The sequence below is a fragment of the Corynebacterium sp. HMSC073D01 genome, from assembly GCF_001815555.1.
GTDB lineage: Bacteria > Actinomycetota > Actinomycetes > Mycobacteriales > Mycobacteriaceae > Corynebacterium > Corynebacterium glucuronolyticum.
Genome location: NZ_KV821038.1, coordinates 90086 through 116326, shown reverse-complemented (window position 1 = coordinate 116326; position 26241 = coordinate 90086). Strand labels below are relative to the sequence as shown.

Here is a 26241-nt window from a genome sequence, read left to right as displayed (position 1 = left end):
AGGATAGTGGCGTGGCTATGCATGTAATCGTGGGGGAGGATGACTTCCTCGTAGAACGCGTCCGAGACATTATCATCCAGAGGACCGAGGGAAATCCGACCGTGGAGTCACACCACTGCGCGGAGCTCACCGGCTCAATGGTCTACGGCCTCGTCACCCCCACTCTCATGCGGGAGGCCCGTGTCATCGTCTTCACCCACGGTGAACTCGCCCGAAAAGAGGTCATGGAGGCGTTCATCAGCGTCGCTGCGGACCCCGTGGACGAAATCACTGTCATTCTCATGCACTCCGGCGGGGGCAAGCAGAAGAAGCTGTTGACCCAGTTGAAAAAGACGGCGACGGTCAATGAGGTCAAGCCCGTTAAGCCGCGCGACCGGATGCGGTGGGTGATGGATGAATTCCGCAGCCACAATGCGCGCGTGACCCCTGATGTCGCGCAGGCGGTCCTCGAGGGAGTGGGCAGCGATCTGAGGGAACTCGCAGCGGCCATCGCGCAGCTCGTGTCCGATAACAACGGCACGGTGACGGTGGACAGCGTCCGCACCATGTATCAGGGAGTCGCCGAAGTATCGGGGTTCGAAATCGCGGACCTCATCGTCAGCGGGCAGACTGCTAAGGCAGTTGCATCCACCCGGCGGGCACTGCAGCTCGGGGAGCCACCCGTGCGCCTGACCAGCGCCATTGCCTCCAATATCACGGCTATCGCGTGTCTCTACTCCATGCGCGGAGCAGGAGCTCAGGTGCCGGGGATGCCACCGTGGAAGGCGGATAAGCTGGCAAAGGTTGCGCGCCGGTGGTCGGAGGATTCCATTTCCCGCGCTGTCGTCATCCTGGCGGAGCTTGAAGAGGCGACAAAAGGGTGGGGAAACCCCGAATACTCCGTGGAATTCGCGGTCCGGCGTTTGTCTGAGCTGGCGCTGCAGTAGGGGTAGAGATCCCGACATACGAAAACGCCCTTCACGGTCATTCACCGTGAAGGGCGTCCGTACTGATGGACTATTACGCCATCTTGTTAAAAGCCTTCGCCATGCGGGACTTCTTGTTAGCTGCGCTGTTGCGGTGGTACACACCCTTGGTCACAGCCTTGTCCAGCTTGCGGGAAGCGACACGGAGCTGCTCCTCAGCCTTGTCCTTCTCGCCAGCGGCGACGAGCTCGCGGAACTTGCGAATCTCGGTCTTGACGGCGGAACGGACGGCCATGTTGCGCACGCGACGCTTCTCGTTGGTCTTAACGCGCTTCTTCTGCTGCTTAATGTTAGCCATGGAAGTTTTCCTCTTTCTATCGTGTTCCCCTACGCAGACCCAAGGTCCTGCCTGCGATGATTGGAGCCGAGGAAGAAGAATACTCTACTTCCGTCCGTCGAGCAAGCTCAATGGACCTCGACGGACGGTGTTAGGACCAGCCGTACTTCGAGCGCAGGCGATGGGAAACCCGTTCGAAGCGGGCGCGGTTAATGAACGCTCCCTTGCGGGTGATCGTGCTTTCCGGAACGCGCACCATGCGGTCGAGTCGTACCCACGCCGGCTTCCCCGATTCATCCCACGGGCCCGAGCCGATCTCCAGCCAGCGGGGGTCATTCTGGTGCCCCGGGTCACAGCTGATGACTAAGCCGAGGAGATCGTTGCCTTCGTGGCCGACGACGATGACGGTGCGCTCCTGCACATCGCGATTGGTCCGTACCTGGATCCAGACGATCTCTCCGGGCTCGGCTTGGCCGTCCATGTCGGGTGCGTAGACGACTCCCCGGGCGAGATCTCTCGTCGGGACGACTAGCTGCTCGAAGTACTGAGGTGCAACGGGGCGGGGGATGTCTTCGTCAAGCCCGAGCCGCGAATTGAGCCGTGACATAGTGCGACTGAGGTCGGAGTCATCCTGCGGCCGGAAATGAGAGAAGAGCCGTTTGAGCCACTGCACAGTAAATACTGTAGTTGGCTAGGCAGTGAAAGAGAAGGTAAAGTTACCTGCTTGAAGAGTATCCAGTAATAGTAAGGGGATTTTCGTGGCGCAGAATTTCGCAGAGGGAACTTTTTCGAACCCGAAAAACATCAGAAACTTCTGCATCATTGCGCATATCGACCACGGGAAATCCACCCTTGCGGATCGCATTTTGCAGCTCACCGGAGTGGTGGAGCAGCGAGATATGCGCGACCAGTACCTGGACAACATGGACATCGAGCGCGAGCGCGGGATCACCATTAAAGCGCAGAACGTTCGCCTGCCGTGGGTGCCCCGCAGCGGTGAGCACGAGGGCGAGAACATCGTCATGCACCTCATCGATACGCCCGGCCACGTCGACTTCTCCTACGAGGTGTCCCGCGCGCTCGAGGCGTGCGAGGGGGCAATTTTGCTTGTCGACGCTGCCCAGGGCATCGAGGCGCAGACGCTCGCCAATCTCTACATGGCCATGGAAAATGATCTTGAGATCATCCCGGTCTTGAACAAGATTGACCTCCCCGCCGCCGACCCGGACAAGTACGCGGAGGAAATCGCCCAGATCATCGGTGGTGACTCAGAGGACGTGCTGCGGGTATCGGGCAAGACGGGTGAGGGTGTTGAGGAACTCCTTGACCGCGTGTGTGACCTTGTGCCCGCTCCGACGAGCGAGCACGGAGCCGATGCCCCTGCACGAGCGCTTATTTTTGACTCTGTCTATGACACCTACCGTGGTGTGGTCACCTATGTCCGTGTGATAGATGGCAAGTTGGAACCGCGCCAGAAACTGAAGATGATGTCCACCGGTGCAACCCACGAATTGTTGGAAATCGGCATTGTCTCGCCGACACCGAAGCCCTGCAAGGGGCTTGGCCCCGGCGAGGTGGGCTATCTCATCACCGGCGTGAAGGATGTTCGCCAGTCCAAAGTGGGCGATACCGTCACGTGGACAGTCGGTGGTGCAGAGGAACCACTCAAGGGCTACGAAGACCCCAAGCCGATGGTGTACTCGGGGCTTTTCCCGATTTCCCAGGCGGAATACCCCGACCTTCGTGACGCGCTGGAGAAGCTGCAGCTCAACGACGCAGCCCTGACCTACGAGCCGGAGACCTCCGTGGCTCTGGGGTTCGGCTTCCGCTGCGGATTCCTGGGGCTCCTGCACATGGAGATCACCCGTACCCGCCTGGAGCGAGAGGCTGGACTCGAACTCATCTCGACCGCCCCGAGTGTGAACTACCGCGTGGTGACGGAGGACGGCAGTGAAAAGATCGTCCACAACCCGTCAGACTGGCCCGAGGGCAAGAACCGTGAGGTGTGGGAGCCGATCGTGGATTCCACCATCATCGTTCCCAGTGAATTTGTGGGCCCCGTCATGGAGCTATGTCAATCCAAGCGCGGTCAGATGAAGTCCATGAATTACCTGTCCGAAGACCGCGTTGAGCTGGACTACACCATGCCACTCGGCGAGATCATCTTTGACTTCTTCGATTCCCTGAAATCGCGTACGCGTGGCTATGCCTCGCTGAACTACGAGGAGGCAGGGGAACAGCAGGCTGACCTCGTGAAGGTGGACATCCTGCTGCAGGGTAAGGCCGTCGACGCGTTCAGCGCGATCGTCCACCGGGATAACGCGCAGTGGTACGGCAACAAGATGACGGTGAAGCTGCGCAAGCTCATTCCCCGCCAGCAGTTTGAGGTGCCCGTGCAGGCGGCAATCGGCTCCAAGATCATTGCCCGTGAGAACATCCGCGCGCTGCGGAAGGACGTGCTCAGTAAGTGCTACGGCGGCGACGTCTCCCGCAAGAGGAAGCTCCTGGAAAAGCAGAAGGCCGGTAAGAAGAGGATGAAGTCTATCGGCTCCGTATCTGTGCCACAGGAGGCCTTCGTTGCAGCTCTGTCCACGGACGAAGATGAGAAGTAGAGCAGTAGTGGCCGTGGCCATCGCCACGGGCCTCACCGTCGCAGGCTGCAGCACGGGCACGAGCGACTACCCTCCGACAGAGCCCCTATCAACAGAAAAGGTGGCCCCCACAACGGAGACCACCACACCTGGAATCGGCCTACCCGATCCGGTGAAATAGATTACTGCTGCTCGCCCTCTGCAGGTGCCTCGGGGGCGGGCTGCTGTTGCTCACGGTCTGCACCACGGTTGCCGATGCGCTCGTCAGCGGCATCGCGGGCCTGGCGGATCTGATCGGCCTTGTCCGCACCGAGCTTCTCGGTGGCGATTTGCTCCAGCTTGTCCAGGCCAGCGTCGGAGGCCTTTTCGATGAGATCGTCCTTGTTGAAAATGCCCATGGGGAATACCTTTCTTTAACGTTTCTTTTTAGTTCCAGAACTTCTCTGTAGCGTACCACCCGCCGTTTCCGTCGGGGGCAAATCCGATTCCGACCTCCCGTGCGCTTGGGTGCATCATGTTGGCATAGTGACCGGGGGAGTTCTTCCAACTCTCGGCGGCACCGCCGGGGTTGTTGGCGGATGTCCAGAAGATGTTCTCTGATTCGCCCGGTCGCATCACGGCGTGCCGGAACGCGTTGTGGGAGGCCATCCACTGGGAGTGTGCGCGAGCATCGTTGGCAAGCCCCTCGTTCCATGCGACGGGGGCAAGGCCGTGGCTGGTGCGCTCCGCGTTTAGCTTGTCAAAGATCGAGCGCTGAGCATCAGAAAGCTGCTGGTTGGTCAGCGCCGGGGCGGGCGCGCCGGGGGCGTTGAGGAGCTGAACGGAACCGTTGGTGATCTGGAACAGGAGATCTGAGGACCCGGGAATGCGGAGGGCGAGATCGACCAATGGTTGGGGGATAGCAATGGTGGCAGCGCTCGCTGCCGGTGCGACGGTGAGGGTCGCGGCGAGAGCAGTGGCGCAGGCGATGGCTAGGGGGTGTCGTTTCATCATGTTCCTCGGTAGGGATCGGGTGTACACTCCGCTAGCCTAGTGGAGCTAGGAGCTCGCTGCAGCGGAGATTTCTTCCTCGGTCAATGGATCGACAGTGATGATGGCCGGCTTCTCCGCAGGTTCGGTGGATGCGCGGAAAACAACGTACCACTTTCCCTCGTCGTTGTGCTTATAGAAGGCGATGGCTCCGGACTGCAGTGTGGGTTCGAAGATCATCTTCTTGCTCGGCGTGTTGTCGCTCCACTCGCGGTAGGACGTGGGAGCCCACAGCGAGTCAGAGGTGCTGGAGATTTCGATTTCCGTCGAGGCAAGGTCGCTGGCGCGGATCAGGCGCTTCTGCTTGGCCTGGTAGACGGCCGAATCCCGGGCGGCGTGGAGTTGTTTGTTGTCCCATGTCAGCGGTTTTAATCCCCTGGCCTCTCGCTCTTTGTTGATGAGCAGGAAGAGCTGCTGCTCGTTCTTGGATTGGAAGGAGATATCCGAGGACATGAGGGAGGACAGGTACTCGCTTGTGGGCTCGGGGCGGCCCTCCCACTGGTCAGCAAATGCGATCAGTGCCATGAGCCCGGATGAGATGGAGGCAATGGCAACGGCGACCTGTGCAGCGATGTTGGGGTCAAAGTTCGTGTTGACCTGCGGTGCCGGGAGATTGGGTAGCTCGATGGGAGGGAGTCCGGGGATCCCGATCTGGGTGGCACTCGCCGGCGCTGCTGGGGCAACGGTGGCGGTGAGGGTGCATGCGGTGACAGTGGTCAGGGCGACAGCGCGGGCGATGCGGCGGTTGTTCACGTGCGGGCCTTTCTCCGAGGACATATCTGACTGCCAATTGTAAAGGGTGTGTGCGCGAGGCGGGGTATTGGCGTGGGGTAAATTTTATGCTACAAATGAACCCGGCGGTTCAGAAAAAATAGACAATACGGTTCATTTTGGAATTGAGGACACAGTGATTATCACCGGAATAGCGCTCGGCATTGTGCTGGGCATTGTCATGCAACGGGGCAGATTCTGCGTCACAGGCATGCTGCGCGATATTTCCCTCGCACACACGTGGCGCCCGTTCACGGCACTACTCATCGTGATCGCCATCCACGCTGTGGGTATCGCGGGGTTAACCGCAGCCGGCGTTATTCAGCCGGAATACGACCCCTTCGCGCCCTACGCCGTGGTTATCGGCGGCTTTGTCTTCGGGATTGGCATTGTCCTTGCCGGTGGCTGTGCCTCGGGTACGTGGTACCGCTCCGGTGAGGGCTTGGTTGGTAGCTGGTTCGCGCTCCTGTTCTACGGGCTGTCAGCCGCCGCGATGAAGGCCGGTGCCCTCGGCGGTCTTAATTCGTGGTTGCGCGACAAGACTGTGAACCTCACCACGATCCACGGTTCGCTGGGCCTGTCCGTGTGGTGGCTCGCAATCCCGTTTGCCGCGTTGACCGCAGGACTAGCCGTGTACTTTCTGCAGAACGAGTCCACACCCGTCTCCCTGCAGCGGGGCTGGAAGAAGCCGCTTCACCTGTACACTGCAGGCGTGCTCGTGGGCATCCTCGGCGTTATTGCCTGGCCGCTTTCCGCCGCTGCCGGCCGCAATGATGGTCTTGGCATTACGAGCCCCACGGCGAACCTGACCAAGTTCATTGTCACCGGAGATAGTGGCCGTGTGGACTGGGGAGTCATGCTCGTGCTGGGGATTCTTGTCGGTTCCTTCATTGCAGCGAAGGCGACCGGTGAGTTCCGGGTGCGGGTCCCGGATGCCACGCAGACGGTGAAGTCCATTGTCGGTGGCGCGCTCATGGGTATTGGTGCCGCGTGGGCCGGTGGCTGCACGGTGGGCAACGGCATGGTGCAGACCAGCTTGTTCACCTACCAGGGATGGGTCGCGCTGCTGGCCATCGCCACGGGTGTATTCACGGCGGCAAAGATCTGGCTCAAGCCGACGAAGTCAGCTGCTCCGGCAGTGCCTGCCACGTCTGAGGGCGAGCACGTAGGTACCTTCAATCTCAACGCTCCTGTCCTCGGCGGTTCGGCTGTGGCCGTCGCCACGGCGACGGAACTGAGGGAGGTAGCACCTGCGGTCTTCGCTCTGGATACGCTCGGCTCGGTCTGCCCCTTCCCGCTTATCGACGCGAAACAGGCGATGAATGAACTGGAGCCCGGAGAGTGCCTCCGCATCGATTTCGATTGCACGCAGGCTACGGAATCCATCCCGCGGTGGGCGGCCGACGAGGGTTATGAGGTCACTGACTTCCACGAGGTCGGCGACGCCGGCTGGCAAATCACGGTGAGGAAGTAGCAGCTCAGCGGCGGGCGCTACTCGTCGGATGAGGAGTCCTCGTACCCGTCGGCCCACGTGTCGGTGGAGAAGTCGTAGTCGACGGGTTCGCCTGCCTCGTTCGTCCGCTGGTACCAGTCCGTGACGCTGGAAGCGGCGGAGTCGAAATCGGCCCCGGCGCCGCGTCCGTCGCGGGCTGACTGAATAGACAACTCAAAATCATCTCCATGCTCCTCAACACCACGGCGGACGGCGTTAGCCACCGCCGTTTTTGCGTAGTCGGAGCGGATGGCAGCGGGATCCTTACGGAGATCCATGAGGAAGGCGACCATCATGACAATGAGGATCGCAGAGAACGGGAGGGCCATGAGGATGATGAGGGACTGCAGTCCGCTGAGCGCCTCCTCGCCTCCGGCGAGGAGCATGACCACGGCGATTCCCATCATGCACAGGCCCCAGAAAACGACGATTGGTTTCGGCGGTGCGGGGTTGCCCTTGGTGCTCATCGTCCCCATCACCACCGAGGCGCTGTCCGCCGAGGTGATGAAGAAGATCGCCAGCACGACCATGAGAATGAACGGCGTGATCTGGTGGAGGGGGAGCTCCCCAAAGAGGGCGAACAAAACCTGCTCGCCGGAGTGGGAGCCGTCGAAAAGCGAATTTCCCTCGCGGCGGAAACTGATGGAGGTGCCACCGAAGACCGTGAAAGCGAAGATGAGAATCGCCGTGGGCACGAGCGTGGCGACGATAGTGAACTCACGGATGGTGCGACCGCGGGAGATGCGGGCGACGAACATTCCCACAAACGGCGTCCAGGCGATCCACCACGCCCAGTAGAAGGCGGTCCAGGAGGCCTGGAATTGTAGCGTGTCCTCGCCCCAGGACAGCGACCTGCTGAGCATCGGGAGCAGCTCATCCACATACATGAGCGTGCCGGAGGGGATGAGGTTGAGGAGGAACAACGTGGGGCCGGTGAGGAACACGAAGACGATGAGTCCGAGAGTGAGGGTAATGTTCGCGTTGGACAGATAGCGGATGCCCTTGGACACGCCGGAAACCGCCGAAATGATGAAGCACACCGTCAACACGGTGAGGATCGCGATGAGGATCGTGTTTGTTACCTCGCCTGCGCCGGAGATGATCGTGTAGCCTTCGCCGAGCTGGATGGCGGAGATCCCGAGGGAGGCGGCAGTTCCGAAGAGCGTTGCCCAGATGGCAAAGATATCGACCACCCGCCCGGCGATGCTGCCGGCGGGGGACTCGCCAAAGAGCGAGTGGAATGTGGACGAGATCAAAGAGACGCGACCGCGCCGGAAACAGGAGTAGGCCATCGCCGCGCCGACGAAGGCGTAGAGCGCCCACGGGGCGAGACCCCAGTGAAAGTGGGACTGTGCCATCGCCATGTGCAGGGCAGCCGGCGTTTCCGGGGAGACCGTTTCCGGGGGAGGGGTGATGTAGTGGGATAGTGGCTCGGAGGGGCCGAAGAAGAAAATTCCTACGCCGATGCCGGCGCCGAACATCATCGCCACCCAGGAAAAACGTGAAAACTCCGGCTCCTCGTCGTCGCGGCCGAGCTTGATCTTGCCGTAGCGGGAACACGCGAGGTAGGCCATGAGCACTATGCCGAGGCCGCAGACGGCGTTGAGGAGCCAGCCTACATTGCGCATCGCCCAGCCGAACGCCGTCGCCGCCACGCTGGCAACGGAGGCGGGGCTGAGGACACCCCAGATGATGAAGGCAATGATCAGGATGCCGGTGACACCGGCGACAACCTTGTCCACGCCGAAGGCGTTGCGCTGATCGTCGACGCTGATCCCCGGTACGAGGGCGGGGTGGAGGCCGTGGGGGTATTGGGAGAAGTCTTTACGGTCGGGATTTTCCGAGCGACCGGAGGAGGTGGGCATAGACGCGCTCACTTACAAAAGTAGAAAATAGTTGTTTCGCCAGTGTAGCAAGCGTGCGCGCGGAGAAAGAGAAAAAGGGAACGCGAAGCGCGTTCCCTTTTTGCCACTAGCAAGCGAAGTTAGGCCTCTTCGCTGGTGGATTCCCCACCGAGGCGGGCATCGATGCGGAGGATGCCGGAGCCGTCGGAACCGACGAGTTCGAGCTGGTCGACGATCTCGGAGACGGTTGCCTCCTCCTCGATCTGCTCGTCGAGGAAGAAGTTAATGAGGGAGCGGGAATCAAGATCCTTCACCTCGTCAGCGATGAGTGCGAGGTCGCGGATCATCGCCGAGACCTTCTTCTCGTGGTCGTAGGCTGCCTTGAAAGCATCCAGCGCGCTGTTAATAGTCAGCGAGGGAACCTCGATGGTGTGGAGGGCAACCTTCTCGCTGCGGTCCAGGAGGTGCTGCGCAAACTTTGCTGCGTGGCTCTGCTCCTCAACGGCATGGGAAGCAAACCAGTCGCAGAGGCCCGGGAGGGAGAGAGCGTCCATCTCGTACGACAGCTGCTGGTAGATGAGGGCAGCCTGGAACTCAGCGTTGACCTGCTCGTTGATTGCAGTGAGGAGCTTGTTATCGATAGTCATAGACATTCCTTTACTTGACGTGCAGGGGCACGAACGGAGGTGTCGTGCCCGTCTGTGAGACAAGAGCAATTTTACATAAGAATGGAAAAGGTAAACAGTAAAATGAAGGGTAGCCTAAGTTTGTGTTAGCCCCGCGGGGGTACCTCGCCGGGAAGGGTGTCGGCCATGTCGGGGTAGCTTGCCTGCGCGCCACGGTGGGTGACGGCGAAGGCGGCGACACGGGTGGCGTGGCGGGCAGCGTCGACAAGGCCCTCACCGGCCAGCAGCTTCGCGGCGACCGTGCCCACGTACGCGTCTCCCGCGCCGGTGGTCTCCACCGGTTCGACGGCGACGGCCGGAATGTGCGTCGTTTCAGACGCGTCGCTGACAATAGACCCGTGGGCACCGAGGGTAATGATGACGGAGGCGAAACCGGCGGCGCGCAGGGTGGTGGCTTGCTCCTCGGGGGTGGCCTGGGAGGGGAGGCCAAGGAGAGTGAGGATTTCCCCGGCCTCGTGCTCGTTGGCGATGAGGGGGTTGGCGCGGAGGAGATCCTCGCGGTTGACCTCAATGACGGGGGCCAAGTTGATGACGACACGGCCGGTGGCGTGGGCAATGGCGGCCGAAAAACCACTGGCCGGGATCTCGCCCTGCAACAAGATCATGTCGCTTTCCGCGATTGTCTCGGCGTGGGCTTCGACGCGCTCCGCGTCCATAGCGGAGTTCGCCCCGGGCACGACGACGATGGTATTCTCCCCGGACTCGGAGACGGTAATGAGGGCGAGGCCGGTGTGCCCCTCGAGGAATTCAACGTCGGCGAGGGAGACATCGGAGGATTTCAGATTCGTGAGGGCGGATTCCGCATACGGATCCTTGCCCACGGCACCCACCATGCGCACGTTCGCCCCCTGCAAAGAAGCGGCCACGGCCTGGTTGGCCCCCTTGCCGCCGGCAGAAATATCGCCGCCTGTGCCGAGGACAGTTTGTCCAGGAGCCGGGTGGCGGGTGGCATGTACGGTGAGGTCGGCGTTAATAGAACCGATGACTGTCAGACGCGGATTCATAGGCAACACCATACCGCCTGGTGTCTGAGGAAACAGAAGACCCCGGGCACGGGGACCTGCTCACGGCTTCAGGGAACCGATCGCACATCACAGTGTCCGGGGCACCGTCCGGGGTAATGCATCTGGGGTTTAGCCGGGGGAGCTCAGTTACTCCACCCAGCCGTAGGTGCGCTCCACAGCGCGGTTCCAGTCGTGGTAGAGCTTGTCCACTTTCTCCTTTTCCATCTGCGGCTCCCACACCTTGTCGATGTCCACCTGCGTCTTCAACTGCTCGAGGGAATCCCAGAAACCAATGGCCAGGCCGGCGGCGTAGGCGGCGCCGAGGGCGGTCGTCTCCGTCACCTTCGGGCGAACGACCTCGGTGCCAAGGATATCGGCCTGGAACTGCATGAGCAGCTCGTTCTTGACCATGCCGCCGTCGACCTTCAGGCGGGTGATCTCGACGCCGGAATCGGCGACCATCGCGTCGAGGACCTCGCGTGTCTGGTAGGCCGTCGCCTCGAGCACGGCGCGGGCGAAGTGGTTGCGGTTGGAGAAGCGGGTGAGTCCGACGATGGCACCGCGCGCGTCGTCGCGCCAGCGGGGTGCGAACAGTCCGGAGAACGCGGGGACGATGTAGACACCGCCGTTATCGTCAACCTCGCGGGCCATCGACTCGATCGCTGCGGCGTTCGGAGTTATTGCCAGCTGATCGCGCAGCCACTGGACGAGGGAACCTCCGATGGCCACGGAACCCTCGAGGGCGTACACGGGCTTTTGGTTTTCGATCTGGTAACAGACGGTGGTGATGAGGCCGTTGTCGGACCACGTCGCCTTATTGCCCGTGTTCTGTAGCATGAACAGGCCCGTGCCGTACGTGTTCTTGGTGTCGCCGGGCTGGAAGCACGCCTGGCCGAAGGTTGCGGCCTGCTGGTCACCGAGGACACCACGGATCGGAACATCGGCGAGCGGACCCACATCACGGGTGCGCCCAAAATCGCCCACCGAGGGGCGGATCTCCGGCAGCATGGACATAGGGATATCCATGGCGGCGCAGAGCTCCTCATCCCACTGCAGGGTTTCGAGATCCATGAGCAGGGTGCGGGACGCGTTGGTCACGTCCGTGACATGCTCGGCGTTGCCCTCGGCGCCGCCGGTGAGGTTCCAGATGAGCCAGGAATCGACTGTACCGAAGATGAGATCGCCCTTTTCTGCGCGCTCGCGGGCACCCTCGACGTTGTCCAGGATCCACGTGATCTTCGGACCAGCGGGGTAGGAAGTAATGCGGAGACCCGTCTTCTTGCGCCACCGGTCAATCCCCTCATCGCCGGCGAGCTCCTTGCAGATCGCCGAGGTGCGAGTGTCCTGCCAGACGATAGCGTTGTACACGGGCTCGCCCGTGTTCTTATCCCAGACAACGGTGGTCTCGCGCTGGTTGGTAATGCCCAGTGCGACCACATCGGAGGTATCGGCATCGATATCGGTGAGGGCGCGCCCCATAGCGCGGCGGGCGTTTTGCCACAGCTTCATCGGGTCGTGCTCCACCCATCCAGCCTCGGGCATGATCTGATCATGCTCATACTGGCCGGTGGAACAGACGGTGCCTTCGTGGTCGAACAGGATGCAGCGGGTGGAGGTGGTGCCGGCATCGAGTGCGGCGATGAACTTCTTGCGTCCCATAGCGGTAAAACCTTTCTTTTATGTGGGTGAGAGATATTGAAATATCTGTAGTTCGGGAGTGCGGGAGTGCTGGTTAGACGGCGAGTGACAGTAGACCGACGGCAACAGCCGCCAGCAGCGGTCCGATGATCGGAACCCAGGCGTAATTCCATGACGCGGATTCCTTGTTCTTAAAGGGTAGAACGAAGGCATACATGAGGCGCGGGCCGAGATCGCGGACCGGGTTAATGGCGTACCCGGTGGGCGTACCAACCGAGAGGCCGATGGCGACGATGATGAAGGCGACACCGAAGTAGCTCAGCGGGCCGAGCTCTCCGCCGGACGGGCCGAAGGCGATGAAGGCCAACAGCGCGAAGGTGCCAATGAACTCGGTCACGCAGTTCCAGCCGTTGTGCGGATGTGCGGGCCGGGTGAAGAAGATCCCGCCGGGGATGGCCTCATCGTGGTGATCAAACAGCTGCTTGTAAGCGAGGTAGGCGGCACCGGCGCCGACCATGGCGCCGAGCATCTGGCCGGCGATGTAGGCGGGGGCCAGCGACCAAGACAGGTTCCCGGCGATCGCTGCCCAGATCGTCACTGCCGGGTTGAGGTGGCCGCCCGTGGGGTCGGCGATCGACGCACCGATGAACACGCCGAGGCCCCACCCGAAGGCGATCATGAGCCAGCCGGTTCCTTTAGCGGCCGATGTGCGAAGGTTGACAGCGGCACAGACACCGTTGCCAAACAGGAGGAGCATGGCGGTGCCAAAAAACTCCCAACCGAATGCAGATAGGGGGGTTAATTCCATAATCGGACTTTCTTGTTGTTGGGTTATTGCCCAGTTATCTGTGTTTATGTGGGTTTTGCTCTGAATAGGTGAAAACCCCGCACATGGCGGGGTCTTCGGCGTTATGTAGTTTTACTGTTCGTCCTGCGACTCATCGAGGTGAGTGCGCGGATCGGAGACTTCTTCCAAACGGGCATTCGCAGCCGCATCGGTAAGCTCCTTCTCGGCGGCGAGCTGACCCTTCATGCGGGAGGTGAAGGACTCAATCTCGGCCCGCTTGGTCTCGTCATCCCAGCCAAGTAGTGGGGCGATGATGTCAGCCACGGCCTCCGCAGAGTCGATGCCACGGTGGTCGTACTCCATCGTGATGCGCGTGCGGCGGGCGAGGATGTCCTCGAGGTGCTGTGCGCCCTCGTGGGTGACGCCGTAGCGCACCTCTGCCTCGAGGTAGTCGGGCGCGCCGGGGATCGGCTTCAGGCCGTCCGGGTCGGCGGCCACAACATCGTCGACAAGCGAACCATAGCGGTGGATGAGGTGGTCGGCGACCTTCTCGGACACACCGAGGCGCTTGGCCAGGGCCGGCAGCGAGTTCTTCAGGGCCTGGAAACCGTCGGCGCCGAGAATCGGCGTGTGATCCGTGACGGACTCGGGGACGCGGATCTTGATGTCCTCGGCGGCCTTGTCCACGGCGTCCTTGCCGATGACGCGGTAGGTGGTGTACTTACCGCCAGCGACGGAGACGAGACCCGGGGCAACGCGGGCGACCGCGTGGTTGCGGGACAGGTTCGTCGTGGTGTCGGACTTGCCGGCGAGCAGCGGGCGCAGGCCGGAGTACACGCCGACAATATCGTCGTGGGTGATCTGGCGAGAGACGCGGGAGTTGAGCTCGTCGAGGATGTAGTTGATATCCGTTGCCGTCGGGGCCGGGTCAGCGCGATCCATGTCCCAGTCGGTGTCCGTGGTGCCGACGATCCAGTAGTTGCCCCACGGGATCACGAAGAGCACGGACTTCTCGGTGACGAAGCAAATGGCGGCGTCTCCCTCAAAACGGTCCTTCGGGATCACAATGTGGACACCCTTGGATGCGTGGACGGTGAACTTGGCATCCACGTCGGCAAGCTCCTGGATCTCGTTGGTCCACACGCCGGTGGCGTTGATGAAGGCGTCTGCGTGGATGGTCGTCGTGTCGCCGGTGTCGGAATCCTGGACGTGGACGCCGGTGACGCGGTCGCCGTCCTTCTCAAAGCCAGTGACCTGGGTGGAGTTGCGGACCGTCGCGCCGTAGTGGGCGGCGGTGCGCAGGACGGTCATCGTGTGGCGGGCGTCGTCGACAAGGGTGTCGAAGTAGCGCACGCCACCGACGAGGGCATCCTTCTTCAGACCCGGAGCCAGGCGCAGGGCACCCTTGCGGGAGAGGTGCTTCTGGAATGGCACGGTCTTCGCGCCGCCCATGAGGTCGTAGAGGGCGAAGCCGCAGAACATCATGACGCGTTCCCACACGGGGTGGGTCAGCGGGAAGAGGAAACGCAGCGGGGTGACCAGGTGGGGAGCGAGGGCGGACATGGACAGCTCGCGCTCGTGCAGGGATTCGGCGACGAGGGCGAAGTCGAACATGGCGAGGTAGCGCAGGCCACCGTGGAACATCTTGGAGCTCCTGGAGCTGGTGCCGGCGGCGAAATCGCGAGCCTCGATCACGGCGACATTCAGACCGCGCGTTGCAGCGTCGAGTGCGGCGCCGGCACCAACGGAGCCACCGCCAATGATGACGAGGTCGAAGTGCTCATTGCCGAGTTTTTCCCAGGACTCCTTGTGCACCTCGGGGGAAAGTGTTGAGGTGGGGTGAAAAGCCATGATAAGTCTCCCTTTCATGTGGTTTTGTTTGACGGCTTGGTGATGACTAAAACTTTACCTACGAAACCGTAAGTTACGAAAGTGTAGCGTCCCCTGTTTGGGGTTAGGGGGCGGACACGTGGATGCACGGCCAACGTTAGTTTTGTGCCCGTGATCCTGCATGACAACGTTTATTCCTGCACGTGAAGGAAGTGGGGTGTGTGCGGGGAAGAGGAGGCGGGTGCCGTGATGTGTCTCACTATGTGGTGTGAGGGGGTGCATGTGGCTGTGGCGGGTTGACACAGGTGCGAGGTTCTCGTCGTCCCGTCGTGCGAGTCGGGTCAGTGGGGTAGGCTGAAACGCGTACGTTGTTTACGGCCAGTGGGTGTCCGCACCCCTTCGAGTACTTGGAGATAACAATGGAAGCGTATTTCATGCCCCGTCGTGTGCCCACAGTTCACACGGTGGATCCCCAGGTTGCTGCAGCGGCCGCAGCACAACATCGGGACGACAATATCCTGCAGGCCTTGGACACCCAATTCTCGGTAGACCAGGAGCACGTCATCGACATCATGTCGGAATATTGGGGACCATATTCCAGCTAGCACCTGCAGAAGCAGATAAGCTACCGCACTTTCCAGGCAAAACGGTAGATTGGGGGAAAGAAACCACTTCCATTGATCGCCGGTGATCGTGTGTGGCCCGGCAGTGAGGACAGTAGTCATGATTCCCGCCGACAAGAATGACGCTAACGACGCTCTTTTAGACCGTGCACAGGGGGTGCTGTACGGCCAATTCATCGGGGACTCCCTCGGCTCACTCGTGGAGTGGATGTCCCCGCACGAGATTGAGGCTGACTATCCGGATGGGGTTCGGGAGCTTGTCGACGGCGGGCCCCACGGTCTCCTCGCAGGCCAGCCAACTGACGACTCGGAAATGGCGCTGGCACTCGCGCGGTCGCTCGTCTCCCTCGGCTCTTTCGATCTCGACGATATTCGTGGTGCCTACGAACGCTGGATGCGCTCGGAACCCTTCTCCGTGGGGCAGACGTGCCGGGCTGCACTCACCGGTGGCTATATGAGCCCGGATTCGCAGGCCAACGGCGCCCTCATGCGGATTTCACCGCTCGCCGTCTTCGGCGCGGGCCGCCCGGCAGATGCCGACGGATCGATCGCCGAGGCCGCCACGGAAGACGCGAAAATTACGCACATCAACCCGCTGTGCACGGCGGTGAACGCCACCTACGTTCTCACCCTCACGCGGATCGTGCGCGAGGGCCTCACCCGCGATGCGGCGGTGGACACCCTCCAATCCGTCGCGCGCGAGTATGGCTCCCCAGAAGTAGAAGACCTGGTTGAGCGCGGGCTGCAGGCACCGCCGACGGACTTCGTCCAGCAGATGGGCTGGGTCACCATCGCGTTCACCAACGCCGTGTACGAGCTCGCGCACGGCGACAGCATTGAAGAGTCCCTCGTCCGAACGGTGAGGCAGGGTGGCGATACCGACACAAACGCCGCCATCTGCGGCGCGCTGCTGGGTGGCCTTTACGGTGCCGAGGCGATCCCCGCACGGTGGCGGGAAACTATCGACACCTGCAAGGCCTACCCCGGTACCCTGCGCCCACGGCCGGAGGAATACTGGCCCGCAGATGTCTCCCAGCTCGCACGGAGCCTGTTGGCCCCGTAGCTAGACAGGCGGTAGCCCCTACGATGTGGTGAGCGTCAGCCGGGAATCCAAGAGCTGCTGCGTGTACGCGTGCTGGGGGTTCGTGTACACGGCATCGGAGGAACCGCGTTCCACGATGCGGCCACCCTGGAAGACGGCCACATCCGAGCAGATCTCGTGAATGACACCCAGATCGTGGGAGACAAACACCGTGGTCAGGCCGTACTCCCGCGACAGACGCTGGAGCAGGTTCAGGATCTGGGCGCGCACGGACACGTCGAGGGCAGAAACCGCCTCGTCGGCAAGCAAAACCTCCGGATGCACGGACAGCGCGCGAGCGATAGAGATGCGCTGGCGCTGGCCACCCGAAAACTCGTGCGGATACTTGTCGGCGGCCGACGGATCGAGACCCACCTCCGCTAACACCTCCTCCACACGAGCGCGGGACACGTCTCCCGGCTCTGCAATCGAACGCCCCACCGTCATCCGGGGGTCGAGCGAGCCACGTGGATCCTGGAATACCATCTGCACGCTCCTGCCCACGGTGCGCGGATCGACCGGTTTCCCGTGCAGGGTGATGGTGCCACTGGTAGGCGTAATGAGGCCGGAGAGGAGACGCAGGAACGTCGACTTGCCCGAGCCGGATTCGCCCACGATGCCGAGCTGCATCCCCTGCGTCACAGTGAGCGAAACATCGGACAATGCCGTGTTTTCTACTGCCGGGTGGAAGAGCTTCTTAGAGGTGAACACCTTGGACACGTTTTCAGCAACGATAATCGGGGCAGGGCCGTGTGTGCTCGCCGCTGTTTCTGCTTCTGCTGATTCTGTTTCTGCTGTTTCTGTAACCGCCGTTGCTGTTTCCGTCGGGGCTGCCGATACGCCCTTCTTCACACCGGGGACGTACGTGTCCGCCGTGGAGACCGTGTAGAACTCGCCGTTTTCGTCGCGGGCGGTGAGATCCGTCGCCGCAACGAGCCCGGCAGTGTAGGGGTGCGCGGGAGAACTGATGAGAGTCGACGTAGCGCCCTTTTCCACAAGATGCCCATCCTTCATCACGATGAGGGAATCGCACACGTGGGAAACGAGGCCGATGTCGTGCGAAATGAACAGCACAGCCGTGCCACGCTGTTCCGTCAACCGCGAGATAAGGTCCACGATCTGCTGCTGCACAGTAACATCGAGGGCCGTCGTTGGCTCGTCGCAAATGAGAAGATCCGGGTTGTTCGCCACAGCCATGGCGATCAGCGCCCGCTGCCGCTGGCCACCGGAAAGCTCATGTGGGAACGCCTCATAGGCGCGTTCCGGCAGGGAGCACTCCGCAAACAGGTCCTTGGTGCGCTGGGCGGCAGTGGCCTTGTCCGCCGTGCCGTGCAGAAGCATCACCTCGTCTACCTGTTTGCCCACGCGCTTCAGGGGGTTCAGCGCGGTCAACGGCTCCTGGAAGACGATCGAGATGCGGTCACCACGTAGAGGGGCAACCTCCTTTTCCGGCGCGCCGATAAGCTCCCGCTCCGCAAAGGTGGCGGAGCCGGTGGCGTGGAGATTTTCAGCGAGGAGGCCGAGGATGGCGTAGGACGTGAGCGTCTTGCCGGAACCGGACTCGCCGATGATGCCGAGCTTTTCGCCGACATCCAGCGCGAACGTGATTTCCTTGACCAGGTCACGGCCGGAGGCGGTGGAGACGGTGAGGTGGGAAACGTTAAGAAGACTCATCGGTTTGCTCCCGTTGTCGGATCAAGGATGTCGCGGAGGGCATCACCTAGCAGGTTGAAGCCCAAAACCGTGAGGGCAATAGCCATGCCGGGCCACACCACCAAAAGCGGCTGGGTGGACAGGAAGGACTGCGCCCCCTGCAGCATGCGTCCCCACGATGGATCTGGCGGGGGAGTGCCGAGCCCGAGGAAGCTGAGGGCCGCCTCGGCGAGGATCGCCAGCGCAAATACGATGGAGGCCTGGACGATGACGAGGCCAGCGATGTTCGGGAGCACGTGGTGCACAGCCTTGGATACTCCCCCCTTGCCCGCGAGCGTGGCGGCCTCCATATACGGGGCCGTCACCACACGCAGCGTGCCCGCGCGGGAGACGCGAATGAAGGCGGGGATGGAAGCAATGCCAATGGCCACCATAGCCGAGCCCGTGCTCGCACCCACCATCGCACCGGCGATAATCGCCATGAGCAGGGCGGGGAAGGCGAGCAGAATATCCGCGCCGCGGATGATCAGCTGCTCGATGACGCTATCCCTGTTCATCCCGGCAATGATGCCGAGCGGCACCCCGACGAGCATGCCGATGGTGACGGCGACAAAGCCGACAAAGAGGGTGATCTGGCTTCCGGCCATGATGCGCGACAGGATGTCGCGCCCGTAGCGGTCGGTTCCCATGAGGTGTTCCCACGAGGGGCCCTCCAAGGCGGAGTGGGGGAACGCCTGGATCGGGTCGTAGGGCGTCCACACCAGTGAGATAAGGGCGACGGCGACGACGATGATGACGAGGCCGGAGCCGAGGTAAAGCTGGAGTTTTTTCATGCGCGGACCCTCCTCACGCGGGGGTCAATGATGGTGTAGCAGAGGTCCACGATGGTGTTAATAGCCAGCGTGAACACGACGAGGACAAGGACAGCGGACTGGACGGCGGGGAGGTCGCGGTTGGTCACGGAATCCAACAGGAATGCGCCGAGGCCGGGGATGGCGAAGACGCGCTCGATGACAACCGCGCCGACCACGAGGCCGGCCAGCTGCACGCCGGTGACGGTAATGACAGGAAGGGCGGCGTTGCGCAGGCCGTCCTTGACCAGAGCCTGCCAGCGGGTCTGGCCTTTGGCGCGCGCCGTCCGCAGGAAGTCGTCGTTAAGAATATCGAGGACGGCGTTGCGAACGTAGCGGGTGATAATCGCGGCCTGCACGGCAGCGAGGGCGAGGACGGGGAGGATGAGTCTGGACACGAATGCGCCGAAATTCCATCCCGGTGGCATCCAGCCGTTGGCCGGCAGCCACCCCAGCTGTACGGAGAACACCGTCACCAACAGGATCGCGGCGAGGAAGGAGGGGATGGCGATACCTACCTGGCTGGCAGCCGTGATGAGCACACCGTCGATCTTGCGGGCTCGCAGGGCGGCCCACATCCCCAGCGGGACGGCGATGGCTACCGCAATGATGAGCGCCGTGGTGACCAGGATGAGGGAAACCTGCAGGCGGTCGGCGATGAGCGGGGAGATGTCCTGCGAACTGGTGAGGGACTTTCCAAAATCACCGGTGAACAGGCCGGAGACCCAGTCGACGTACTGGGTGAGAAGCGGCCGGTCGGTGCCGAGTTCCGCGCGCTTTTTGGCGAGGAGTTCGGGGGTGGCGTTCACGCCGAGGGCAATCTCGGCGGGGTCGCCGGGGACGACGCGGAGCGCCAAAAAGATGAGGATAGAGGAGGCAAAAACCGTGCCCACGAAGCGGACCCCGATGCGGAGGAGCTGTCTAATCACTTGTCTGCCTCCATATCCGCCAGAGGCAGGCCCTCCGTCACGACGTTGGGGTTAAAGCCCGTCACGCCCGGCTTGGTGACCACGATATTGGGGAAGTTGAACACGGTATCTGCTGCCGCATCCTGCATGATGGTGTCCACCGCATCGCGCATGTACTGCACGTTTTCCTCGGGGGTTCCCGTGTCGGCGAGGCTAAGTTGCTCGCGCAGTTTTTCGCTGTCGTAGCCGAGGTAGTAGTCGGGGTTACCAAACAGGTGGGGGATGTCGCGGGCCTCCACGTGGGCGATGAGCGACATCTGGTAATCGGCCTGGCCCATGACCTTGTTCAACCACACGGCGGGGAACTCCGTGCCCACGATGTAGGCATCGAGTCCGATGTCACGCAGCTGGCTGACAATGATCTCGGAGGCGCTCATGGCGTAGGGGAAGCTGGGGACAGCGAATTCCACCTTTGCGCCCTCGGCACCCGCTGCGCGGATGAGCTCCCGCGCCTTGTCCGGATCGTAGGGGTAGTAGTTCTTCTCTGTGTACCACGGATCGGTGGGGGGAACTGGTTGCCCGCCGGTATCCGTGCCGTAGCCTGCCCATGCGGTATCGATGACCGCTTGGCGGTCGATGGCGTACATGACGGCTTGGCGGACGCGGACATCGTCGAACGGGGCGCGCTTGTTGTTCATCGATAGCAGCACCTCCCCGTTGGTGGTTCCCACCTGCACGTTGTACTTGCCACCGGATACGAGCCCGGATACGAGCTCGGGTTGCTGCGCGGCCCAGAGAATATCGATGTCGCCGCTGAGGAGGGCGTTGGTGGAACTTGTGGCATCCGCGAAGTAGCGAATCACCGCGTGGGAGTGGTGGGGTTTTTCGCCCCAGTAGGTCGGGTTTTCTTTAAGCGCGACGGACTGGCCGACGGCGAAGCTGTCAATGGTGTAGGGGCCGGTGCCCACTGGTTCGGTTGCTAATTTGTCCACGTGGTCGGGGTGCATCATGGCACCGATGAGCGTGCCCATGGACCACAGCCACTGGTTCGACGGGTGAGACAGGGTGACTTCGAGGGTGAGGGGATCAATAACGCGGACGTGGTCGACCACGTCCATGCCCTTTTTCATTCCGTTGGTCCAGTTTTCCTGCACGTTGGTGATGGAAAACGCTGCGGTATCCGCGGTGAAGGGTTCCCCTGTAGAGAAAGTCACGCCGTCGCGGAGGTGGAATGTGTAGACGGTGCCGTCCGGGGACATTTCCCAGCTAGTGGCAAGGCCGGGTACGATGTCGCCCTTTTCATCCAGTTGGATGAGGGTCTGGTACACGTTGCCCATGAGCGCCGAGGGGATGGCGGCGCCACCGGTGGTGGTGAAGTCCAGGCTCGCAGGTGGCCCGGAGGTTCCGACGACGATGGAGTCTTGTTGCTGATTTGTTGCTGTGGGGGTCGCCGTGTAGCCAGCGCTACACGCCGTTGCCGCAGTCGCGATCGTGATGCCCGTGAGGACACTCGCGGTCGCCCGGAGTGAAAACATGTGGAACATGGTAAAACGAACGGCAATTAAAAACACGTTTTTTTGAATATTTCCCCCCGTTTTCTCCTGTCGCTTCGCGCACGAGTGCAATAATGGCCCATCGTGGGAGACGTTATTCATGGTTTTACTGTCGTCGCGCTGATTATCGTCGCCGGATTCGCTGTCGCGCGGACCGGTGTCCTTGGGTCGCATGCGGAGAAGGTTCTCTCCGCCCTCGTCTTCTACGTGACCACCCCGGCGCTCATCATCACGCACACGGCGACGACGCGCCCTGCGGAGCTCTTCTCCCCACTGTTCTTCGTCATCGTCGCTGCGGAAATGGTGATGTTTGTCCTCGTTGCGGTGGGCTACCGGCTCGTCGGGCGGACCCGCTGGGACCGGGCGATCTTCGCGGGGATGAGCACGTCCTACGTCAATGCGGCGAACCTCGGCATCCCGTTTGCCGTCTATATTCTTTCCGACGCCCACCCCGCCGTCCTCACCATCGTGTTTCAGACCTCACTGTATGCTCCCTTTGCGCTGCTGCTTGTCGACGCTTCCCGGGGCAGGCACGCCAGCGACACGCGCGCCTGCGGCCGCAACCGGTGGGCGCCACTGAAGAACCCCATCGTCATCGCTGCGGCTATCGGCATCGCGGTGAGTCTCACGGGCGTGACGATCCCCTCGGTGATCTTTGATCCACTGCAGCTGTTATCCGATGCGGCTGTGGGGCTCGCACTCATCTTCTTCGGTGTTTCGCTCTCCTCCACGACGTTCCTGGAAAAGGGGGTGGTCTCCCGGCGGGAGGCGGCGGGACTCAGCGTGGCCAAGTCCATACTGCACCCGGTAGTGGGGGTGGGGATTGCTACGCTTGTGGGGCTGGATCCCGCCGGTGTCATCGCGGCGGGGCTCATGGGGGCGCTGCCCACCGCGCAAAACGTGTTCGTGTACTCCTCGCAGTACAACACCGCACCGCACCTTGCTCGGGATGTGTCCGTCATCACCACGTTGGCGGCGCTTCCTGTCATGCTCGTCATTGCGCTGGTTCTGGGGTAGGGGCAGTAGTCACCGCTCTGAAAAGTCGAGTGCCCCCACCCCGAACATGTATTGAAGGGATTCTATGTGAGTGCTAGCCTACGTATTGAAAAGTTTCGATATATAGGAGGTTGGCAGTGGCACCTGAAGAGCGCTATTCCCGCATCGCCGGCATGATAACAGCCCTCTCACAGCCCAAGCGGCTGCAGATTGTGGATATGTTGTCCTGCGGGGAACTGTGTGCGTGCGAAATATTGGAAGCGTTCCACATCACCCAGCCGACGCTGTCCTACGACATGAAAGTGTTGACGGAAGCCGGCATTGTGAAGGGGCGAAAAGACGGCAAAAACACCTACTACACGTTGTGGCGAGAAAACCTCACATGGCTGCTAGGAGAGCTCAATGCCGTGTGTTCTGACACCCCCGATTGCCTGTGTCATGTGGCCCACCGAGGTGACTGCTAATGGACTTCTTCCACAAATATCTCTCAGTGTGGGTTCTCCTCTGCATGCTTGCAGGTGTCGCCCTCGGTGCTCTCGTGCCTGCCGTCCCGGACGCTCTGGGGAGGCTGACTGTTTCAGGGATCTCCATCCCTATCGCCGTGCTCATCTGGATCATGATCTACCCCATGATGATCAAGGTGGACTTCGCCAGTGTCCGCACGGTAGGGAAGAATCCCGGTGGGCTCGTCCTCACGTGGGTGATCAACTGGTTGGTCAAGCCGTTCACGATGTATGCCATCACCGCCTTCTTCCTCTTTACTGTTTTTTCGGCAGTCATCCCTAAGGATCTCGCTACCGACTACCTTGCTGGCGCGGTTCTGCTTGGCGCCGCGCCGTGCACGGCCATGGTTTTTGTGTGGAGCAGCCTGGTCAAGGGGAATCCCGCGTACACGGTTGTTCAGGTTGCGACCAACGACCTCATCATCCTCGTGGCCTTCGTACCCATCGTCACGTTCCTCCTCGGGGTAACAGATGTGCACGTGCCCTATACCGTCCTCATCCTCTCCGTGGTCCTGTTCGTCGTGATCCCGCTCGTGGCCGGCGTAATTACCAGGCAGGTAGTCGTCCGGAAGAGGGGAGAAAAGTACCTGGCGGACACGTTCCTGCCGGCCTTCGACGGCGTGACCACCATTGGTTTGCTGGCAACCTTGGTCATCATCTTCAGCTCCCAGGCGGAGACGATTCTGGCGCACCCGGTTCATATCGCCCTCATCGCGGTCCCCCTCATCATTCAGACCGTCGTCATCTTCGGTCTTGCGTATGCGGGAGCCCGGGTCATGGCACTGCCGTTCGACATTGCTGCACCGGCGGGAATGATCGGGGCCTCGAACTTCTTTGAGCTTTCTGTAGCCGTCGCCGTTGCACTGTTTGGCGCGGGCAGCCCGGCAGCTCTGGCAACGACCGTGGGGGTACTCACCGAGGTGCCCGTCATGCTGGCCCTCGTGGCGTTTGCGAACAGAACCAAGGGCTGTTTTGCGACCGGGCAAAAAGCGAGGGGCACCTCCAGTGTGAGCAACACCTCCAGCGGGGGTGAGCCGCGTGAGAACTGAGCATGGTGTGAGAACTGTGCATGGCGTGGGAACGAGGCCACGCGTCGCGTTTATTTGTGTGCATAACTCGTGCCGGAGTCAAATCGCGGAGGCGTTCGCGCGGCTCCGCCTGGCTGATGTGTGCGATGCCTATTCTGCGGGGGTCGCCGCTTCCGGAAGCCTCAACCAGGACGCGGTGCGGCTCATGAAGCAGCTGTACGGCATCGATCTGACAGGGCAGAAGAGCAAGACGATCGAGGAGATCCCGAACCCGGACATTGTTATCTCCATGGGGTGTATGGACGGGTGCCCATACATTGGCAGGGGATACGACGAGGATTGGGGGATACCGGATCCGACAGGAACCGATGACGAGACCTTCGCCCGCACGATCCGGGTAATTGAAGGAAAGGTAGCTGCGCTGGGAGCACGCCTCAGACAGCACAAAGCCCACCGAAAGTAATTCCGGTGGGCTGCCTGCCGTCAGTATAGGCGGGAGAAAAAGTCGGGGTTTACGCGGTAACCGCTGCCTCCACGGGTTCATCCTCGTGGAGGGTGGCGACACCGACCTGGATGTCTTCCTTCTTACGGGTGGTGAAGTCCAGGATCAAGCCGACGATAGCGGCTGTCAGAACCGGGAGCCACCAGCCGAGGTCGTTGGAGTGACCCGGTGCCCAGCTGATGAGCGGCTCGATGACAGCAGAACCCCAGCCGAGGGAATTCAGGCTCATGAGGCCGGCCCAAATGATGGCCACATACAGGGAGATGCGGTACGTCCAGAACAGCTTCCGGCCGAACAGGGGCTCCACCAGGGTGATGAGCACGAGGGTCATGGCCGCCGGGTAGAGGAAGCCGATGATCGGGGCGGCGACGGACAGCACGGCGGTCAGGCCCAGGGAGGAAATGCCCAGTGCGATGACGGAGAAGATGATCACCCACGCGTGGTAGGAGATGCCGGGGGCAATCTCGTTGAAGAACTCGGAGGTCGAGCCGATAAGGCCGACCGAGGTGGTCAAGCAAGCCAGGAAAACGATGGCGCCGAGAGCGTACATGCCGGGGGTGCCCATGATCTCATGCGCGGATGCAGCAAGCAGTGACGCGCCATCCTTGTAGGAGCGACCATCAGCCAGGTTCTTGCCGATGATTCCCAGACCGATGTAGACGAGGGCCAGGAGAATGCCGGCACCGATGGCGGCGGCGGACACGGAGCGGACGAGGCGCGGGCCTTCGCCGACGCGCTTGTACCGCAGGGAGGTAACGACGAGAATGCCGAAGGCGAGGGCAGCCAGGGAATCCATGGTGGCGTAGCCCTGGATGAGGCCAGCGGACATCGGGGCAGCATAGTCCTCAGCTGGGGGCAGAGCCTGCGAGTCCAAACGGACGAAGCTCATGATGATCATGACGGCCAGCAGGAACAGCAGCGCCGGTGTCAGGAACTTACCCAGGTTGTCGATGATCGAGTTCGAGTTCCATGCCAGGGCGGCCGAAATGACGAAGAAAACGATGCAGTAAATGACCAGTGAGGCCTTGTTGTCCACGCCCGAGATCGGGACGAACCCGGAGCCGTAGCTCACGACGGCTGTACGGGGGACGGCGTACAAAGCGCCGATGGACAGGTACACAAGGATCGGGAAAACGATGCCGAATACCTTGCCGCCACGGTTGGACATGTCGGTGATGGAATCACCGGTCACGGCGACGGCGATGACGGAAATCACAGGAAGAAGCACACCGGCGAGAAGGAAGCCGATAATGGCGGGCGTGAAAGCCTCGCCTGCGTGTGCGCCGAGCATCGGCGGGAAAATAAGGTTACCGGCGCCGAAGTACATGGAAAACAGCATCATGGACGCCACGATGAGCGTTATGTAGTACTTTCCACCTCGGATCGTCGGTGTTGCTGCGTCGGCTGACGCATTCTTTGCAGTCATGGTAGGAACTCCAGTCCTCTCAAAAATCTCACTCTGACGGATTACCTACCGGCCCTGTGCCCTTTGTCAGATCGGGTCGATTCGGTAGTGGTTTGCCGTGGTTACCGCCTATGGGTGGGGCGGACTACGGCTCCCCATGTCCTTTATTTCACTGTATGGGACGGTATCCTACACAGTGGGAGGCAATTTGTGAAATTTTATCC

The 26241-nt window shown here is 61.5% G+C and carries 26 protein-coding genes; 10 read left to right on the top strand and 16 right to left on the bottom strand.

What is annotated here, in order from left to right; translation table 11 throughout:
* Positions 1 to 17: 17 nt before the first annotated feature.
* Complete coding sequence (gene holA, locus HMPREF3044_RS06275) at positions 18 to 926, top strand: DNA polymerase III subunit delta (protein ID WP_070740081.1); 909 nt, start codon at positions 18 to 20, stop codon at positions 924 to 926.
* Positions 927 to 999: 73 nt separating this feature from the next.
* Here the strand turns inward: holA and rpsT are convergent, their stop codons facing one another.
* The gene (gene rpsT / locus HMPREF3044_RS06270) at positions 1000 to 1263 is read right to left on the bottom strand and encodes a 30S ribosomal protein S20 (protein ID WP_005389224.1); all 264 of its coding nucleotides are present in this window, start codon (positions 1261 to 1263) and stop codon (positions 1000 to 1002) included.
* Between the two features lie 130 nt (positions 1264 to 1393).
* Positions 1394 to 1915, bottom strand: a complete 522-nt coding sequence (locus tag HMPREF3044_RS06265) for a type II toxin-antitoxin system PemK/MazF family toxin (protein WP_232621997.1) — start codon at positions 1913 to 1915, stop codon at positions 1394 to 1396.
* An 85-nt stretch (positions 1916 to 2000) separates the two neighbouring features.
* Here HMPREF3044_RS06265 and lepA point away from each other — a divergent pair, with 85 nt between their 5' ends.
* Both lepA and HMPREF3044_RS13100 read left to right on the top strand, forming a co-directional pair.
* Positions 2001 to 3854, top strand: a complete 1854-nt coding sequence (gene lepA, locus HMPREF3044_RS06260; protein WP_070740078.1) for a translation elongation factor 4 — start codon at positions 2001 to 2003, stop codon at positions 3852 to 3854.
* Between the two features lie 7 nt (positions 3855 to 3861).
* Positions 3862 to 4014, top strand: coding sequence for a hypothetical protein (locus tag HMPREF3044_RS13100; protein ID WP_005395331.1), 153 nt, complete (start codon positions 3862 to 3864; stop codon positions 4012 to 4014).
* Position 4015: 1 nt separating this feature from the next.
* On the opposite strand, the gene HMPREF3044_RS06255 is transcribed toward HMPREF3044_RS13100, so the two are convergent.
* The 3 genes from HMPREF3044_RS06255 to HMPREF3044_RS06245 are packed head-to-tail and all read right to left on the bottom strand — an operon-like array spanning position 4016 to position 5615.
* Positions 4016 to 4231, bottom strand: coding sequence for an Rv0909 family putative TA system antitoxin (locus HMPREF3044_RS06255; RefSeq protein WP_005389231.1), 216 nt, complete (start codon positions 4229 to 4231; stop codon positions 4016 to 4018).
* A 28-nt stretch (positions 4232 to 4259) separates the two neighbouring features.
* Positions 4260 to 4826, bottom strand: a complete 567-nt coding sequence (locus HMPREF3044_RS06250) for a CAP domain-containing protein (protein ID WP_070740075.1) — start codon at positions 4824 to 4826, stop codon at positions 4260 to 4262.
* 45 nt (positions 4827 to 4871) lie between these two features.
* Entirely contained in the window at positions 4872 to 5615 is a 744-nt protein-coding gene (locus tag HMPREF3044_RS06245; RefSeq protein ID WP_231286026.1) for a CAP domain-containing protein, read from the bottom strand.
* A 154-nt stretch (positions 5616 to 5769) separates the two neighbouring features.
* On the opposite strand from HMPREF3044_RS06245, the gene HMPREF3044_RS06240 reads away from it, so the two are divergent.
* Positions 5770 to 7107, top strand: coding sequence for a YeeE/YedE thiosulfate transporter family protein (locus HMPREF3044_RS06240; protein ID WP_070740072.1), 1338 nt, complete (start codon positions 5770 to 5772; stop codon positions 7105 to 7107).
* Positions 7108 to 7124: 17 nt separating this feature from the next.
* Here HMPREF3044_RS06240 and HMPREF3044_RS06235 read toward each other — a convergent pair whose 3' ends face one another.
* From HMPREF3044_RS06235 to HMPREF3044_RS06210, 6 genes are all read right to left on the bottom strand, one after another.
* A complete protein-coding gene (locus HMPREF3044_RS06235) occupies positions 7125 to 8990 on the bottom strand; it encodes a BCCT family transporter (protein ID WP_070740068.1) in 1866 nt (621 codons plus the stop codon).
* Positions 8991 to 9109: 119 nt separating this feature from the next.
* On the bottom strand, positions 9110 to 9622 hold the full coding sequence (locus HMPREF3044_RS06230; RefSeq protein ID WP_005389237.1) for a ferritin: 513 nt from the start codon (positions 9620 to 9622) through the stop codon (positions 9110 to 9112).
* Positions 9623 to 9741: 119 nt separating this feature from the next.
* Positions 9742 to 10659 carry a ribokinase gene (locus HMPREF3044_RS06225; RefSeq protein WP_201841245.1) on the bottom strand — a complete coding sequence of 306 codons (918 nt, stop codon included), beginning with the start codon at positions 10657 to 10659 and terminating at the stop codon, positions 9742 to 9744.
* Between the two features lie 147 nt (positions 10660 to 10806).
* Positions 10807 to 12318 (bottom strand): glycerol kinase GlpK, encoded by a 1512-nt coding sequence (gene glpK, locus HMPREF3044_RS06220; protein WP_070740064.1) that lies wholly within the window; start codon positions 12316 to 12318, stop codon positions 10807 to 10809.
* Positions 12319 to 12391: 73 nt separating this feature from the next.
* Positions 12392 to 13105, bottom strand: a complete 714-nt coding sequence (locus tag HMPREF3044_RS06215) for an MIP/aquaporin family protein (protein ID WP_070740062.1) — start codon at positions 13103 to 13105, stop codon at positions 12392 to 12394.
* Positions 13106 to 13216: 111 nt separating this feature from the next.
* Positions 13217 to 14935, bottom strand: coding sequence for a glycerol-3-phosphate dehydrogenase/oxidase (locus HMPREF3044_RS06210; protein WP_246820924.1), 1719 nt, complete (start codon positions 14933 to 14935; stop codon positions 13217 to 13219).
* A gap of 413 nt (positions 14936 to 15348) precedes the next feature.
* Between HMPREF3044_RS06210 and HMPREF3044_RS06205 the strand changes: the two genes are divergently transcribed.
* On the top strand, positions 15349 to 15519 hold the full coding sequence (locus HMPREF3044_RS06205; protein WP_231286028.1) for a hypothetical protein: 171 nt from the start codon (positions 15349 to 15351) through the stop codon (positions 15517 to 15519).
* 118 nt (positions 15520 to 15637) lie between these two features.
* Positions 15638 to 16600, top strand: coding sequence for an ADP-ribosylglycohydrolase family protein (locus HMPREF3044_RS06200; protein WP_005389243.1), 963 nt, complete (start codon positions 15638 to 15640; stop codon positions 16598 to 16600).
* 18 nt (positions 16601 to 16618) lie between these two features.
* Here HMPREF3044_RS06200 and HMPREF3044_RS06195 read toward each other — a convergent pair whose 3' ends face one another.
* Genes HMPREF3044_RS06195 through HMPREF3044_RS06180 form a run of 4 tightly spaced genes read right to left on the bottom strand, consistent with a single transcriptional unit; the run spans position 16619 to position 21565 of the window.
* A complete protein-coding gene (locus HMPREF3044_RS06195; protein WP_070740055.1) occupies positions 16619 to 18292 on the bottom strand; it encodes a dipeptide ABC transporter ATP-binding protein in 1674 nt (557 codons plus the stop codon).
* Complete coding sequence (locus HMPREF3044_RS06190; RefSeq protein WP_005395350.1) at positions 18289 to 19104, bottom strand: ABC transporter permease; 816 nt, start codon at positions 19102 to 19104, stop codon at positions 18289 to 18291. Before HMPREF3044_RS06190 ends, HMPREF3044_RS06195 begins: the two co-directional genes overlap by 4 nt.
* Complete coding sequence (locus HMPREF3044_RS06185) at positions 19101 to 20051, bottom strand: ABC transporter permease (RefSeq protein WP_005389248.1); 951 nt, start codon at positions 20049 to 20051, stop codon at positions 19101 to 19103. The genes HMPREF3044_RS06190 and HMPREF3044_RS06185 overlap by 4 nt, the downstream gene beginning before the upstream one ends.
* Positions 20048 to 21565: an ABC transporter substrate-binding protein gene (locus tag HMPREF3044_RS06180; RefSeq protein ID WP_070740187.1), complete on the bottom strand. Its 1518-nt coding sequence runs from the start codon at positions 21563 to 21565 to the stop codon at positions 20048 to 20050. Before HMPREF3044_RS06180 ends, HMPREF3044_RS06185 begins: the two co-directional genes overlap by 4 nt.
* A 102-nt stretch (positions 21566 to 21667) precedes the next feature.
* Between HMPREF3044_RS06180 and HMPREF3044_RS06175 the strand changes: the two genes are divergently transcribed.
* The 4 genes from HMPREF3044_RS06175 (at position 21668) to HMPREF3044_RS06160 (ending at position 24573) form a co-directional block, all read left to right on the top strand.
* The gene (locus tag HMPREF3044_RS06175) at positions 21668 to 22600 is read left to right on the top strand and encodes an AEC family transporter (RefSeq protein ID WP_070740053.1); all 933 of its coding nucleotides are present in this window, start codon (positions 21668 to 21670) and stop codon (positions 22598 to 22600) included.
* 116 nt (positions 22601 to 22716) lie between these two features.
* A complete protein-coding gene (locus HMPREF3044_RS13540; RefSeq protein WP_311197310.1) occupies positions 22717 to 23043 on the top strand; it encodes an ArsR/SmtB family transcription factor in 327 nt (108 codons plus the stop codon).
* Positions 23043 to 24131, top strand: coding sequence for an ACR3 family arsenite efflux transporter (gene arsB / locus HMPREF3044_RS06165; protein WP_070740050.1), 1089 nt, complete (start codon positions 23043 to 23045; stop codon positions 24129 to 24131). The genes HMPREF3044_RS13540 and arsB overlap by 1 nt, the downstream gene beginning before the upstream one ends.
* Positions 24132 to 24156: 25 nt before the next feature.
* On the top strand, positions 24157 to 24573 hold the full coding sequence (locus HMPREF3044_RS06160; RefSeq protein ID WP_070740181.1) for an arsenate reductase ArsC: 417 nt from the start codon (positions 24157 to 24159) through the stop codon (positions 24571 to 24573).
* A 49-nt stretch (positions 24574 to 24622) separates the two neighbouring features.
* Here HMPREF3044_RS06160 and brnQ read toward each other — a convergent pair whose 3' ends face one another.
* Positions 24623 to 26038, bottom strand: a complete 1416-nt coding sequence (gene brnQ, locus HMPREF3044_RS06155) for a branched-chain amino acid transport system II carrier protein (RefSeq protein ID WP_005389257.1) — start codon at positions 26036 to 26038, stop codon at positions 24623 to 24625.
* Between the last annotated feature and the right edge of the window lie 203 nt (positions 26039 to 26241).

Coding starts and splice junctions, on each gene's coding strand:
- holA (WP_070740081.1), top strand. CDS start 18: ATGCATGTAATCGTGGGGGAGGATGACTTCCTCGTAGAACGCGTCCGA.
- rpsT (WP_005389224.1), bottom strand. CDS start 1,263: ATGGCTAACATTAAGCAGCAGAAGAAGCGCGTTAAGACCAACGAGAAG.
- HMPREF3044_RS06255 (WP_005389231.1), bottom strand. CDS start 4,231: ATGGGCATTTTCAACAAGGACGATCTCATCGAAAAGGCCTCCGACGCT.
- HMPREF3044_RS06250 (WP_070740075.1), bottom strand. CDS start 4,826: ATGATGAAACGACACCCCCTAGCCATCGCCTGCGCCACTGCTCTCGCC.
- HMPREF3044_RS06235 (WP_070740068.1), bottom strand. CDS start 8,990: ATGCCCACCTCCTCCGGTCGCTCGGAAAATCCCGACCGTAAAGACTTC.
- HMPREF3044_RS06230 (WP_005389237.1), bottom strand. CDS start 9,622: ATGTCTATGACTATCGATAACAAGCTCCTCACTGCAATCAACGAGCAG.
- HMPREF3044_RS06225 (WP_201841245.1), bottom strand. CDS start 10,659: ATGAATCCGCGTCTGACAGTCATCGGTTCTATTAACGCCGACCTCACC.
- glpK (WP_070740064.1), bottom strand. CDS start 12,318: ATGGGACGCAAGAAGTTCATCGCCGCACTCGATGCCGGCACCACCTCC.
- HMPREF3044_RS06215 (WP_070740062.1), bottom strand. CDS start 13,105: ATGGAATTAACCCCCCTATCTGCATTCGGTTGGGAGTTTTTTGGCACC.
- HMPREF3044_RS06210 (WP_246820924.1), bottom strand. CDS start 14,935: ATGGCTTTTCACCCCACCTCAACACTTTCCCCCGAGGTGCACAAGGAG.
- HMPREF3044_RS06205 (WP_231286028.1), top strand. CDS start 15,349: ATGCCCCGTCGTGTGCCCACAGTTCACACGGTGGATCCCCAGGTTGCT.
- HMPREF3044_RS06200 (WP_005389243.1), top strand. CDS start 15,638: ATGATTCCCGCCGACAAGAATGACGCTAACGACGCTCTTTTAGACCGT.
- HMPREF3044_RS06195 (WP_070740055.1), bottom strand. CDS start 18,292: ATGAGTCTTCTTAACGTTTCCCACCTCACCGTCTCCACCGCCTCCGGC.
- HMPREF3044_RS06190 (WP_005395350.1), bottom strand. CDS start 19,104: ATGAAAAAACTCCAGCTTTACCTCGGCTCCGGCCTCGTCATCATCGTC.
- HMPREF3044_RS06180 (WP_070740187.1), bottom strand. CDS start 21,565: ATGTTTTCACTCCGGGCGACCGCGAGTGTCCTCACGGGCATCACGATC.
- arsB (WP_070740050.1), top strand. CDS start 23,043: ATGGACTTCTTCCACAAATATCTCTCAGTGTGGGTTCTCCTCTGCATG.
- brnQ (WP_005389257.1), bottom strand. CDS start 26,038: ATGACTGCAAAGAATGCGTCAGCCGACGCAGCAACACCGACGATCCGA.